The sequence below is a fragment of the Candidatus Rickettsia kedanie genome (assembly GCF_045865205.1).
GTDB lineage: Bacteria > Pseudomonadota > Alphaproteobacteria > Rickettsiales > Rickettsiaceae > Rickettsia > Rickettsia australis.
This window is the reverse complement of the sequence record NZ_BAABMM010000019.1, coordinates 103,940-117,080: the sequence shown is the minus strand read 5'-3', so window position 1 is coordinate 117,080 and position 13,141 is coordinate 103,940. Positions and strand designations below refer to the sequence as shown.

Sequence of the window (13,141 nt, the reverse complement as noted above, 5' to 3'; positions counted from 1 at the left end):
ATTATATTACCTATGTGAAACAAAATTGATCTAATCACATTAACCTACTAGAAGCAAAAACTCATTTTTCTGATCTAATACAGCGTATACAAGACAGCGAACAAATTACTATTTGTAAGCATAATACGCCGGTTGCAAAAATTATACCTATAACTCAAAAACCTAAAATAGATAATATAGTAGAGCAAATAAGAGAATTCAGCAAAGGTAATACATTGGCTCCTTATACTATTAAAGAGCTTCGAGATGAAGGTAGAAGATGAGTTCTAAACCATTTATAGCCGATTGCTCCATAACTGCTTCATGGTTCTTTAATGATGAACGTGATGAATATTCCAACTTTACATTAGATTATTGTTATAAATTTAGAGCAGTAGTACCATTGCTTTGGAAATTTGAAGTAACTAATACAATATTAATAGCAGCAAAACGTGCTAGAATAACTTCAGCAAAAATTATTAAAACTATAGATTGTTTAAACTCCTTACCCATCAATATATCAAATTTTGATTTTCCTATGTACGAAATTATGAATACTGCAAGAGCCAATAATCTTACTTCATACTATGCAACTTATTTGTTAACTGCCATGCATGAATGGCTCCCTGTGGCTACTAATTAAAGGATTAATCAAAGCTTGTCATAATAACGGCGTTCCACTTATTAAAAGAAAATAATCCGCATTTTTTATAAAATACTGTGGAAATTTTAAGGCTGTGTGAAAAAATTTAATTAATATATTGTGAGATATTTTAAAACGAAAATTAATAAGATTTTTGAAGCAAGTAGCTATTCCTATTTCAAAAAAATCTCATAATTTGCAGCAAAAAAGAACAAAAATATATTAATTAAATTTTTCTTCACACAGCCTTAATCTTTTATTATACTTGAACATAATTATATAAATAAAAGATTATCATGGTTTTAAATATAAAAGCTCCTGAAAATATAGTATTAAAGCCGACCATTACGGTTTTCGGTGTAGGAGGTGCAGGTAGTAATGCAGTAAATAATATGATTAGTGCTAATCTGCAAGGTGCTAATTTTGTAGTAGCTAATACCGATGCACAATCGCTTGAACATTCTTTATGCACTAACAAAATACAACTCGGTGTTTCTACGACTAGAGGTCTTGGGGCAGGAGCTTCTCCTGAGGTTGGAGCACTTGCTGCTCAAGAATCAGAAAGCGCAATTCGTAGTTACTTAGAAAATAGTAATATGGTATTTATTACAGCAGGTATGGGTGGTGGTACAGGTACCGGTTCTGCACCGGTTATTGCACGCATTGCTAAAGAACTAGGCATCCTTACGGTTGGGGTAGTAACTAAACCTTTCCATTTTGAAGGCGGTCATCGTATGAAAACTGCCGATAAAGGACTTATTGACCTACAGCAATTCGTTGATACTTTAATTGTAATACCGAACCAAAATCTATTCCGTATTGCTAATGAACAAACGACGTTTGCCGATGCTTTCAAAATGGCAGATGACGTATTACATACAGGTGTTAGAGGAGTAACGGATTTAATGATTATGCCGGGACTTATTAATCTTGATTTTGCCGACATTAAAGCAGTAATGAGCGAAATGGGTAAAGCAATGATGGGTACGGGTGAAGATAGCGGCGAAGATAGAGCTATTAAAGCAGCAGAATCTGCAATTTCAAATCCGCTTCTAGATCATAGCTCAATGTGCGGTGCAAGAGGTGTATTAATCAATATTACCGGCGGTTCCGACATGACCTTATTTGAAGTTGACAACGCTGCTAATAGAATTAGAGAAGAAGTAGATAACCTTGATGCTAATATTATTTTCGGTTCAACATTTAATCCGGAATTAAAAGGCATTATCCGAGTATCGGTTGTTGCTACCGGTATTGATGCCGATAAAGTACCGACGACATATAAACCCGCAATAGCTGAAACTACCAATATAGTTCCTGAAGAAACTCATAATGAAGCTATAGTACAACCTACACAAATAGAAGAAATTCCTGATTTTAACAGCTACAGTACCGAAAATATTGAAATTACCGACTCTCCAATAAATCAAAATTTTATCGGAAATGAAAAAGAACTAGGGTTACATGTAAATACTTTCAACCCATCTGAAGATGACGCACCAAAACCATCATTTTTAGGAAAAATATGGGGTTCTCTGCGTGCTTCAAATAATCAAACTTTAGAACGCAAAAACATTGTTGTTAATACTCTAGATCAAGATAATAAAGAGTCGGATATTCATGACATACCGGCTTTCTTAAGAAAGAAAAGGGATTAGATTAGAAAATGAATATAATTTCAGAACAGCATAAAAAAGAATTAAGTGACAAACAAAAATATAAGGCTGAACTAACCTTTATGGAATTAAAACAAAATAATTTTGCAAATATATATTTGGAAAAACAGCAATATAACTCTCAAACTATTCTTATTTCAAATATACAAAATAATCACAATAATTACATATTATTTCCTAAAATTATAAACCTTGAAGAACAAGTTACCATAGATGTATTAAATAATTTATTATTAGGTGCTTATAATAAATGTAATTTTTTTGAATCCAATAACGGATCAGAAATATATTTTAGATTACCTAATAATGAAAAGCTTGCCATGAAAGTTTTCAGTTTAAATAATCAGCCTATATTAAAAGAAAATAAATTTGAAAATGCTATATTATTTTTAAGTAAAAAAAATAAACGCACAGGGTGAGGGTGACTATAGTGAAGGCTTTAGTGCTGATATAGCCGATGGTAAAATAAATTCTTCTTATATAACTCCTTTAGGCGAGATAATGGTTTAATTAATTAAAAAAATAATCATATGCCAAATAAAATTATATTGTTTCTTACGCTAGGTCTTTTTGGTAGCAGATTACTAGCGAATACCGATAAGCGGTTAAAAGATATTGCACCCTATCTACACCACTTAAAAATTAAAAGCGTTATGTAATTTATTTACCTACAGAGTCTAATGAAGCAAAGCTAAAAGTAGCATTACAAATAACAAAAAATGTAATGAAAGATTGTAATCGTGTTTGGTTTGGCGGTAAGCTGGACACAAAAACTTTAGAAGGATGGGGATATAATTATTATATAATCGAGCAAGTTAGCGATCACCCTGCTAGTACAATGATGGCATGCCCAAACGTAAAAGCAACTATGCAACCAGTAAGTATATTTTTAGGCGATGAAACATTTTTAAGATATAATAGCAAACTACCTATCGTAGTATATGCTCCAAAAGATGTTAAACTATATTACGTTATTTGGCATCAAAATGATATAATCAATTCTGCAAAGGAAGGTTAGTATTATAGATATCGTCATTGCAAGTAGCTGAAGTTGTTATTGCATGTCTTCTATGTCATTCCCGCAGAAGCTGGAATGACATAGAATGCGTGAACGACATCGACACTTAAAATCCACTCCCTTAGGTAATGCCTAAATTACTCAAAATCTTCCTCTACAGCTTCAACTTCTTGTACTTCCGGTACAAAATGTTTAAGCATGGACTCAATACCGTTTTTTAAGGTAATGGTGGAACTAGGACATCCAAGGCATGAACCTCGAAGTGCTAATTTAACTACACCGTTTTCAAACCCTTTATATATTATGTCGCCGCCGTCCTGAGCAACAGATGGTCGCACTCTAGTTTCAATAATCTCTACGATTTGCTTCTCTATTGCTGAAAACCCCTCAAGGTTATGATTTACAGTATCTGCTTTGGTACTTTCTTCAAATACAGGAAATCCTGAAACAAAATGATCCATAATAATCATTAAAACTTCAGGCTTTATAACTTGCCAATTACCTTCAGCTTGTTTAATTACCGTTATAAAATCACTACCGAAAAATATTGATTTTACATTATTAATATGAAATAGCGATTCTGCAAGTTGGCTTCTTCCTTTAACTGTAGCAATCTCACTAAAAAATACCGGCTGATCGCTACTTATTTCCTGCCCTGGGAAAAATTTTATTGCATCCGGATTTGGAGTATCTTCAGTTTGAATAAACATAAATAAATCACACTAATAAATTTGTTGATTATTATAAAACGACAATCTAAATTATACAATATTTATAGTTTAGGTAAATATCGAATTAATATATAAGCAGGAATAAAACAAAATCCTGCTATGATAAAAAAATAACTCCATCCAAGATAAGTAGCCGCATAGCCTGAAACACTACCAAACAATATGGTACTAATATAAGCAATAGAAGTAATTAAAGCAATTTGGGTTATACAATATTCAGCACTACAACATCTTAATTGATAAGAAAAAAACAGCGACATAGTTAAGCCTTTGGTAAATTCTTGAAAAAAGACCGATATATACAGACTTGTAATATCTCGATTATAAAAATAGAGAAATAAAAAAGATAGGCTAGATAAAGCATGATATATTAATGCTCTTTTAAGCAAATAAGAATATTCATATTTTCGGCACAAAAACCCGCCTATAAAACCTCCAAGGATTGCAGCACACATACCAAAAGCTTTATATCCAAGAGCTAAATCTTTCTTCGTATACCCGATATCGAGATAAAACATATTTGGCATAATTGAAAGAAAATTATCCTGAAGACGATATAGCAGCATAAAACTAACAATTATTAGCCATTTAGGTTTCTTGATAAAGTCATAAAAAGCATGCCAAAATCTATAAAAATCATTAGTAATTATCTTATCTTTAAATTTAAGCGGATAAATTATAATTAATAGTAATGACGGTATACATAAAATTGCCATAGCACGATAAACATCTTGCCAAGATATGATAGTTGATAAATATAACGCTCCTGAACCTGCTATAAGTATACCGATTCTAAAGCCTGTAGTACAAGCTGCCTCACTTATGCCCCAATTTTTATTTGTAATAAGTAACATCTGTGATGATTGAAGCAACATATCATAAATGGAAGAAAAAAATGCCACCGCTACTAAACACAAAGCAAATGGTATAAAATGAGTGTTAGGGTTAAAATTTGTTAGAACATATACACAACAAATACAGCTAACCAAAGCAATAATTAAACAATATTTATATCCTCGCTTACTTAAAGGGACAAAACTTACTTTTTCTAGTAAAGGACCCCATAAAAATTTAAATATATGAATAAAATTAACTAAATTAAAAAGCCCGATAGTGATTTTATCACAACCGGATTCTCGAAGCCAAAAAGAAAGCGTTGAACTGGTAAGTAAATAAATTAAACCTCCGGGAAAAGAAATTATTAATATAAAGAAAATATTAGATATATATTGAAATCGTAAAAAATTTAAACTTATGAATTTATCCTCCTTTTTTATATTTGTCATCCCGTGATTTATTCAGCGTTATTGCATGGCTCAAGAAAAGTGCTCGGTGTCATTCCTGCGAAAGCAGGAATCCATTATAAAGCGAGATAAATCGAGCTTTTAATTTCAAAAATTTGCTGTATTTATACTTTTTTTTGGATTCATGCTTTCATAGGAATGACATCAGACCGTACTACGATACTTTCTTTCTTTTATTACCGTAGATGTTACCGTCAAAGGTTCTTTTACGGCTATTATCAAAAGAATTAAATTTTTTACCCTCACTGCCGGCTCTTTTACCGAATGATCTTTTACGATTATTTTTATCACTTCTAAACTCACTACGCGGCGTAGATTCTCCTTTATTTACTAGCCGATCAATTGCACGCCATCTAGTAATATCATCAGGAGAAATAAAAGACAAGGCATGTCCGGTAGCCCCTGCTCTACCCGTTCTACCTATTCTATGTAAATAATCTTCAGGACACATAGGTAAATCATAATTAATAACATGCTGTGTATGAGGAATATCAAGCCCACGAGCCGCTACATCAGTTGCTACCATTATTCTATGGTTTGACTTACGAAATGATAAAATTACTCTTTCACGTTGACGTTGGCTTAAATCACCATGTATAGCTTCTGCTTTATGATTTTCATATTTTAACATTTTAGCTAATTGATCGGCAGAGCGCTTAGTTTTCACAAAAATAATTACCGATCCTTCCCTATTACCAAGTTGTTTAGTTAATTCACTAAATTTTTCTTTATCAGAAACATGCATTGATTCCTGTTTTATTTCTGCAGCTGCTTTATTAGTAGCACCTACTGTAATACGTACCGGATTGTTTAGATATTTTTGAGACACAGCAATAATATGTTTTGGCATAGTAGCAGAAAACATTAAAACTTGTCTTTTTCCCGGTAAAAATTTATTGATTTCTTCTAACTGTTCTTTCATCCCCATATCAAGCATTCTATCCATTTCGTCAAGTACAGTTATGCCTATGCGATCAATTTTTAAACTTCCTCTATTTAAGTGATCGATAATACGCCCCGGCGTACCGATAATCACTTTTGGATTCTTTTTTAATTGCATAAATTGTTTATGCATCGGTTCACCGCCTATCAAAAGTGCACTATTAATTTTATAGGATGTAGTTACTTTATTTAAAGTACTGTGTATTTGTGTTGCTAATTCTCTAGTCGGAACAAGAATTAAAGCAGTAGTTTTATTTTTAATAAATGCATCAATCAACGGCAATAAATAAGCAAGAGTTTTTCCTGAACCTGTTTGGCTAGAAGCGAGTATGTCCGACCCCGCCATTGCAACCGGAATCGATTGCTTTTGTATCTCAGTCGGCTCAGTGATATTCATTGTCTCAAGAGCGATAATTAATTCTTCAGATAAATTAAAATTTTTCATTATATAATCCAATATAGTTTTAAATCAAAATATGCACATTATTGATTAAACCACTGACATAACCCATTTCTTAAATATATATGAGACGCTCTCTCAGCCTTACATACTTAACTATAGTACGCTTGAGTAGAGTAGAAATCTCTTATTCCCTTTATTAAGAGCCTATCTGTAAATAAGTTTTAACCGATAATTTAATTCTTTTTGGTTGCAAATGATAAGATTTTTTTTGAAATATGAATAACTATTTCTGCAAAAATCTTATTAATTTTTGCTAAAAAAGCTCTTTAATTACTAATTAAAATTTATTTATAAATAACCTCTAAGATAAGTTATGCAAGAGGTCTATTGTATAAAAAAATAACGACTTATATAATTATCCTGAATCAAAAAATATGCTTAAGCTAGATTACAAACCAAACTAAATATATAAAACGATAATGAATAATGAAACTATTTTAGAATCTTATTCAAGCCAGAATAACATTATTAGATTTAGAGTATTTTCATGCCCTTTAGTAAAAATAATTTATTATACTTAAAATTATATAGGTTATTATAAGACAAAAACAAAATATTTACTATTTTGATAAAGATGACTAGGCTACCCTAAATTATAAACAATTTTGGATAGCTGCTTTTGGTATTATAAATACATTTATTTAATTCTGAGGTTAACAGCATAGGCTTTTCCTTGCTTTTCTTCAAGGTCAAAAATTACATCTTGTCCTTCTTCAAGGCTATGTAAACCTGCTGCGTCTACGGCTGATTTGTGTACAAACACATCTTTGCCGCCATTTTCCTGTTCAATAAATCCAAAATTCTTCGTAGAATTATACCACTTAACTTTACCTACTATATTTGTAGCCATAAAAACCTTTATTAGATAGAAATACTTATTTGAACTTAACACACGCTTATAATAACTGAAACTTAAATCTTACTTTAAGCCTCACCTAAATATACGAGCCAATAAAATTCATTATACAAAACTACCTTACCTTGCGGCATTTGTCAATAAACATGTCAATAACATGCAAAAGAAAGTATTACTTTCTGAAACTAATATATCATATTATTACTATTTTGTCACTATTTAAGTTAATTATCTAATAAATTAATGAGTAAATTAACTATTGTAAAGGTGTTTAATAACTTTTCCATATCAGACTAATATATTAACGATAAAAGTACTTGCTTTTTTGTATTTTTTTTATTAGTCTGTCCAGTTAGAAAAATACAGTTCTGTATTTATAACTGCCCGCGTGATGGAATGGTAGACATAACGGACTTAAAATCCGTGGAGCATAAGCTCTTGCCGGTTCAAGTCCGGCCGCGGGTACCATTCCGCCGGTTTTAGGTAAATTCACCAATGTATCAAACGGCGAGTGCAGCATAAAATCAAGCTTTTCAGCATTTTTACTTCATAATACATACGCTTTAATAAATGTTGTTTATTATATTGTGCTTCAGAATTTGTAGGATCAAGTTTAATTGCTTAATTGCAAGCCTAAAGAACTAATGCATATTTACCTAGTAAATAGGAAAAGCCGTATTTTTGAGTAAAATAGATTTATTCAATATATAATTATTACAATTAACAATTATAATCATTGACTTCTTTTAATTCCCCCTATAAATTACTTCTCTCAAATGATCATGAAACTCTATCATTAATATATAAGCTAATTTTAAAGAGTTAAAATATGAAAAATAAAGAAGAAGAAATTTTAACCTCTGAGTCTTATATTGATGAAGAGGAAGAAAGGCGATTAAAAGCTTAAAATGCAAGGCAAGAGCTTAAGTTAATACTAATAACTCTTGGAATAGTTTTGACTAGTTTTTTAACTTTCTGTTATTGCTTTTTTAATTATGCAGAAGAAAAAGCAGCAGAGTATAAATTACAGCAAGAAGCAGAAAAATTAGATAAAGCTGAATAATGCAAACTTAATAATATCGAACGCGCTCTTTAATTACTAATTAAAGTTTATTTCCTGAGAGCCTCATAGCAATTCTCAAATAATCTTGAGGGGTAAGATTTTCAGCACGATAATTATCATTGATTTTCAACTGAGTTAATACTTCATGTATATTAGGTACAAGATTTTTCAGTGATGATTTGATCATTTTCCGCCGTCCTGCAAAAGCAAGTTTTGTTATTTTCTCAACTTTATTTATTAGAGCAATAGACGGTGAATTTTCTAAAGGTATTAGTTTAACTATCGCAGAATATACTTTAGGAGGTGGATAGAAAGCAGTCGGTGCTACGTCAAAGCATTTTGCCACTTTAGCAATTAACTGACATATTACCGATAACCTGCTATATGCTTTAGTTGACGGCATCGCACAAATACGTTCTACTACTTCCTTTTGTAACATTAGCGTCATATCAGTAATTAGTCGTGCTTCTTTCAGCCATCTAATCACTAACTCAGTACCTATATGATACGGTAAATTAGAAATTATAGTTACTTTATCATAGTCTAAATCAGTTAAATTTATTTTAAGAGCATCTTGTTTAATAATATTTAGATTAGGATAATATTCTTTAATCTCATTAAGGAGCGGGATGCATCTCTCATCTGTTTCTATAACAGTTAAGGATTCAGGATTTTTCTGCAATATTGACCTAGTTAACCCTCCGGTGCCTGGTCCTATTTCTAGCACCCTGCTATTTTCTGCAAGGTTACTCGCACGTACAATTTTATCACATAAACTACTGTCAAAAATAAAATTTTGTCCGTGCTTTTTGAGAGGATTAATTTGATGAGATGCTACATGTTTTGCAATTGAAGGGAGCATGGGGTAATGTTGTTTTAGTAGAAATGGAATTTTGTTATTTTCCCAGTGTCATGCCGTGGCTTGACCACGGCCTCCAAAAAAAAATCTTATTAATAAAGACTGGACCCCGTGGTCAAGCCACGGGGTGACAATATACTAAGACGGCAGCATTATTGTTATGGCTGCCTTTTTACGCATATTTTCAAACATTTTTTGTGCTTTTTGCGAAATCTTTTTATTAGTTAAGAAATTTACTACATAATTATTTTCATCTTCATTAACATTTAAGATTTTTTTGCTGCACACTAATATTATTTCAAATTTGTTATTTACTTCAAAAACATTACTTGCTTTATCCAAGCTTAAGTCCTTTACGATAGTTTGTTTTACGCCTTCTATCTTGCTAAGCTTATCGGTAATAATTTCCATAGTAGCGAAATTATCATAAAGCGATTTTTTAACATCCGCACATTTTTTTAGTCGATTTTTCAAATGATTCATCTGCGTAAACGCTTTATTGCTACTATCTTTAGATGTAAATACTTGCATTGAAATTTCTACGTCTTTTTGATCGCTAGATAAAATTGCGACATCTATTTCTTTATTACTTACTTGTACCGATCTTGATAGACTTGATAAAATATTCATTTTAATCAACTCGGATTTAATTTGGGAAATAAAACTATCAGGATTCACTGATCTGCTTTTTAGATACTGAAGAAGAGAACCGTGAGGCATTTTATTACGATCTTCAATAGATTTAATAGTGTTGTCTATCTCTTCTTGCGGAATTTCTCTATCTCCAGCATATTGAAAAAGCAAAGATTCATCAATTAAACTCTTGATTGCCAAGTCACTCAGCTGCTTATCTTGAGCAGGTGTTAAGCTCTCAACATTATTTAGTGCCATAATCATTTTTTTTCTAGCACGGAACTCATTAAGAGTAATAGGTTCATCATTTACGGATGCTACTATATTCGGTAATGATGCTTGTGCTACATTAAAAGTAAAAAAAACAGTAATGATTATAAGTAGTAATTTTGTCATATTTTTTCAGACTCACATAACGTAATAATTGGAATTAGATGTCATTCCAGCGTAAGCGGGAATCTAGTAATTAAAAGATATACACAATACCGATAAAGCTCGATTTATCTCGCTTTACCCTGGATTCCAGCCTCCGCGGGGATGACATATGGCACATTTGAAACTCACATATTCAAAACCTTTAAACCAATAGAAATAGTAGGTGAAGAGGTAGTCTTTTTGATTCCTCTACTTCCGTCGGCTAGATAATCGGAATAAATCTTTGCAGTAATTCTAACACAATCTTTAGCATATGTCACCCTAATAGTTCGAATAAGTAAATTTGGAGAACGTCTAGAGAGATCAATGCGGGCACCAAAGCCTATAGTCCAATTTTCCGCTAGCTGATAATTTATGTCTCCATAAAATTGTCGTACTCTATTATTTAAAACCTTTATACTTTCTACGAAATAATATTTTTTAAGATTGGTGAGCTGAATAAAACTACCTAGAAAGTTAATCTTATCATAGTTAAAATTTCCTCCCACTTCATCTCTAATAGGTCTGAAATATCTATCTTTCCGAAAGCTATAAAACACTTCTAAATTATTAGAAAGATTACCTAGAATCTGCCCTACATTTTCCGTATCATCGGCAGGCAAATCTATACTATATCTTGTATTACGTGACTGTCCTAAAAATAATTTTAAATAATTTTCTTCTTGAGCAATACTAGTATTTAAGCCGTAACTTAATCTATTACCGAAATCATGGCAATCAATACCGCTATAACGATTGGATAAAAAGATATTTTTTTCAGATAATTCATATTTAGCAGGATCAATTATAACAAATTTTTTATCTTTCTTAGATAGTTTACGTCCCATAGTAAAAGAAACTACCGGTGCAATAAGTAAATTTATCGTTTTTGTTATATTACCTACTAACGGATAACGCCATAAGGTTTGCAATTCCGGTATATTTCTTTGAAATGATTTACTTTCTCTCGGCTTATCTAAATAAGCCCGTCTAGCAAGATAAAAATCACCTCTATCTTTTGCTACAAAATCAAAAATTTGCCCTGAAGAAGTCAGAACATTATGCATAAAGGATACTTGTAAAGAGGTTCTAGCAACTTGTTTCCCTATTCTTTCTTTGTACATTAACGTATTATTTTCAACAACGATATGGCTGTTGTCATTATCATTCAAATTTATCACGTTTTTTGTATTGATTTTCGGTAATACTAACGGGTCAGTATACTTACTATCATTACTACCTAAGCCTTGAAAACTTAATCCTTCCGCTGAAAAATAATCAGCCTCATGAATGTTATTTAAGAATATTTTAGAAGTTAAATATGAAGCGTAGTTATTATAATCATTTTTTAAATAAGCTTTATCCGATGTACGTGCTACTCTAAAACCGTAATCATAAACTTTATCGGTACTAATAAAATTGCCACTTGCTATATAATGATAAGAAGAAACTTTTTTATTTTTTACTATACTTCCATCTTTTTTTAGAAAATATGGTAATTTACCGTAACTACCTTGAAAATTCATATTATCGGTATCATTCAGACGATAACGTGCTTCTAGCTCATAAGTTTGATATTTACTAAAAATCCTTGGAGTGAGAGTAAAATCCATATTAGGTTTTGCACGTAAATATAGAGGTATACCAAACCCTTTATTTTTGACGTCAGGTACCAATAATCCGGAAGTTGCAGGGGCCGTAGGCGTCGGATGGAAAAAATACGGTAAGTAAAAAATCGGTATGCCGTATACTTCAAAAAATACGTGTTTATAAACTATTCTATGCTCTTCAGAATGAATATAAGTATCCTTAGCAGCAATTTGCCAAATAGGGTTTCTATTACAAGTAACATCGCAAGGGGTAAATTCAGCATGGTGCAGCTTAAGATTATTTTTATCTATTCTTTCGGCAAGTTTAGCAATTAAAAGATTATTATCACCGGAAAGTAAAATGAATTCCGATATGATCCCTTTCTTAAATTCGTCTTTTAAAACTGCTTTATCACCCTCTATTATTCTGTTTTGTTTATCCTTAATCCGGATATTACCTGCTGCCCATAAAATATCGTTTTCTATATCATAAAGTAAATTATCTGCCGTTAATAAATACTCATCCGTGATAATGCTTATATTACCTTTAGCATATATCAAATCCTGACCTTCGTTATACTCTACGAAGTCGGCTATCATATTGCTTATTTTAATATTTTGACCATTCTTAGAAAAATCGGCAAAACTTATCAAAGAAAATATTATGATAATAAGCAAACATATTATTCGCAATAGCATTTATATTAACAAATATATTTTAATAGTAAAAAATAATAGCAAGCTATTAGTAATATATCAAATAATAAAAAATTTTGCTTGCTCTTTTACAGTGCAAGGTTATTCTATGGAGAGATGTATGTCATTAATGGATGTCATTCCTGCGAAAGCAGGAATCTAGAAAAATAAAATTACATATTGGATAAAATAAACATATAAAAAATTAAATTTTTATATGTTTTACTGGCTTTCCGCTTTCGCGGGAATAACATAAACCCCCGTTCAAACTACAA

At 31.4% G+C, this 13,141-nt stretch carries 13 protein-coding genes, 1 tRNA gene and 1 pseudogene; 8 read left to right on the top strand and 7 right to left on the bottom strand.

Annotated features, from left to right (window positions below; genetic code table 11):
• Nucleotides 1-38 precede the first annotated feature (38 nt).
• The 5 genes from ACKTSD_RS02925 to ACKTSD_RS02905 all read left to right on the top strand — a co-directional run bounded on the left by ACKTSD_RS02925 (nt 39) and on the right by ACKTSD_RS02905 (nt 3,316).
• Complete coding sequence (locus ACKTSD_RS02925; RefSeq protein ID WP_412707966.1) at nt 39-263, top strand: type II toxin-antitoxin system Phd/YefM family antitoxin; 225 nt, start codon at nt 39-41, stop codon at nt 261-263.
• Nucleotides 260-622, top strand: a complete 363-nt coding sequence (locus tag ACKTSD_RS02920) for a type II toxin-antitoxin system VapC family toxin (RefSeq protein ID WP_412707917.1) — start codon at nt 260-262, stop codon at nt 620-622. The genes ACKTSD_RS02925 and ACKTSD_RS02920 overlap by 4 nt, the downstream gene beginning before the upstream one ends.
• 296 nt (nt 623-918) lie before the next feature.
• Entirely contained in the window at nt 919-2,280 is a 1,362-nt protein-coding gene (gene ftsZ, locus ACKTSD_RS02915) for a cell division protein FtsZ (protein WP_412707916.1), read from the top strand.
• Nucleotides 2,281-2,288: 8 nt separating this feature from the next.
• Nucleotides 2,289-2,717 carry a hypothetical protein gene (locus ACKTSD_RS02910; protein WP_412707915.1) on the top strand — a complete coding sequence of 143 codons (429 nt, stop codon included), beginning with the start codon at nt 2,289-2,291 and terminating at the stop codon, nt 2,715-2,717.
• Nucleotides 2,718-2,956: 239 nt separating this feature from the next.
• The gene (locus tag ACKTSD_RS02905) at nt 2,957-3,316 is read left to right on the top strand and encodes an ecotin family protein (RefSeq protein WP_412707965.1); all 360 of its coding nucleotides are present in this window, start codon (nt 2,957-2,959) and stop codon (nt 3,314-3,316) included.
• Between the two features lie 137 nt (nt 3,317-3,453).
• On the opposite strand, the gene ACKTSD_RS02900 is transcribed toward ACKTSD_RS02905, so the two are convergent.
• From ACKTSD_RS02900 to ACKTSD_RS02885, 4 genes are all read right to left on the bottom strand, one after another.
• Nucleotides 3,454-4,026 carry a NifU family protein gene (locus tag ACKTSD_RS02900; RefSeq protein ID WP_412707914.1) on the bottom strand — a complete coding sequence of 191 codons (573 nt, stop codon included), beginning with the start codon at nt 4,024-4,026 and terminating at the stop codon, nt 3,454-3,456.
• A 62-nt stretch (nt 4,027-4,088) separates the two neighbouring features.
• A complete protein-coding gene (locus ACKTSD_RS02895) occupies nt 4,089-5,333 on the bottom strand; it encodes an MFS transporter (RefSeq protein WP_412707913.1) in 1,245 nt (414 codons plus the stop codon).
• Nucleotides 5,334-5,505: 172 nt separating this feature from the next.
• Nucleotides 5,506-6,738 (bottom strand): DEAD/DEAH box helicase, encoded by a 1,233-nt coding sequence (locus ACKTSD_RS02890; RefSeq protein ID WP_412707912.1) that lies wholly within the window; start codon nt 6,736-6,738, stop codon nt 5,506-5,508.
• A gap of 655 nt (nt 6,739-7,393) precedes the next feature.
• Nucleotides 7,394-7,606: a cold-shock protein gene (locus ACKTSD_RS02885; protein WP_008579233.1), complete on the bottom strand. Its 213-nt coding sequence runs from the start codon at nt 7,604-7,606 to the stop codon at nt 7,394-7,396.
• A gap of 388 nt (nt 7,607-7,994) precedes the next feature.
• Between ACKTSD_RS02885 and ACKTSD_RS02880 the strand changes: the two genes are divergently transcribed.
• Both ACKTSD_RS02880 and ACKTSD_RS02875 read left to right on the top strand, forming a co-directional pair.
• Nucleotides 7,995-8,080 (top strand) — tRNA-Leu (locus tag ACKTSD_RS02880).
• Between the two features lie 361 nt (nt 8,081-8,441).
• Nucleotides 8,442-8,675 (top strand): annotated as a pseudogene (locus ACKTSD_RS02875) (RP671a family tick cell line-upregulated protein).
• Between the two features lie 40 nt (nt 8,676-8,715).
• On the opposite strand, the gene rsmA reads toward ACKTSD_RS02875, so the two are convergent.
• The 3 genes from rsmA to ACKTSD_RS02860 form a co-directional block, all read right to left on the bottom strand.
• The gene (gene rsmA, locus ACKTSD_RS02870) at nt 8,716-9,537 is read right to left on the bottom strand and encodes a 16S rRNA (adenine(1518)-N(6)/adenine(1519)-N(6))-dimethyltransferase RsmA (RefSeq protein WP_412707911.1); all 822 of its coding nucleotides are present in this window, start codon (nt 9,535-9,537) and stop codon (nt 8,716-8,718) included.
• A 135-nt stretch (nt 9,538-9,672) separates the two neighbouring features.
• A complete protein-coding gene (locus ACKTSD_RS02865) occupies nt 9,673-10,563 on the bottom strand; it encodes a SurA N-terminal domain-containing protein (RefSeq protein WP_412707910.1) in 891 nt (296 codons plus the stop codon).
• A 164-nt stretch (nt 10,564-10,727) separates the two neighbouring features.
• Nucleotides 10,728-12,869, bottom strand: coding sequence for an LPS-assembly protein LptD (locus ACKTSD_RS02860; RefSeq protein WP_412707909.1), 2,142 nt, complete (start codon nt 12,867-12,869; stop codon nt 10,728-10,730).
• On the opposite strand from ACKTSD_RS02860, the gene ACKTSD_RS02855 reads away from it, so the two are divergent.
• Nucleotides 12,835-13,029, top strand: coding sequence for a hypothetical protein (locus tag ACKTSD_RS02855; RefSeq protein WP_412707908.1), 195 nt, complete (start codon nt 12,835-12,837; stop codon nt 13,027-13,029). The two genes, ACKTSD_RS02860 and ACKTSD_RS02855, sit on opposite strands and share 35 nt — an antisense overlap.
• Nucleotides 13,030-13,141 lie beyond the last annotated feature (112 nt).

Coding starts and splice junctions, on each gene's coding strand:
- ACKTSD_RS02900 (WP_412707914.1), bottom strand. CDS start 4,026: ATGTTTATTCAAACTGAAGATACTCCAAATCCGGATGCAATAAAATTT.
- ACKTSD_RS02890 (WP_412707912.1), bottom strand. CDS start 6,738: ATGAAAAATTTTAATTTATCTGAAGAATTAATTATCGCTCTTGAGACA.
- ACKTSD_RS02895 (WP_412707913.1), bottom strand. CDS start 5,333: ATGACAAATATAAAAAAGGAGGATAAATTCATAAGTTTAAATTTTTTA.
- ACKTSD_RS02855 (WP_412707908.1), top strand. CDS start 12,835: ATGATAATAAGCAAACATATTATTCGCAATAGCATTTATATTAACAAA.
- ACKTSD_RS02860 (WP_412707909.1), bottom strand. CDS start 12,869: ATGCTATTGCGAATAATATGTTTGCTTATTATCATAATATTTTCTTTG.
- rsmA (WP_412707911.1), bottom strand. CDS start 9,537: ATGCTCCCTTCAATTGCAAAACATGTAGCATCTCATCAAATTAATCCT.
- ACKTSD_RS02910 (WP_412707915.1), top strand. CDS start 2,289: ATGAATATAATTTCAGAACAGCATAAAAAAGAATTAAGTGACAAACAA.
- ACKTSD_RS02885 (WP_008579233.1), bottom strand. CDS start 7,606: ATGGCTACAAATATAGTAGGTAAAGTTAAGTGGTATAATTCTACGAAG.
- ACKTSD_RS02865 (WP_412707910.1), bottom strand. CDS start 10,563: ATGACAAAATTACTACTTATAATCATTACTGTTTTTTTTACTTTTAAT.
- ftsZ (WP_412707916.1), top strand. CDS start 919: ATGGTTTTAAATATAAAAGCTCCTGAAAATATAGTATTAAAGCCGACC.
- ACKTSD_RS02920 (WP_412707917.1), top strand. CDS start 260: ATGAGTTCTAAACCATTTATAGCCGATTGCTCCATAACTGCTTCATGG.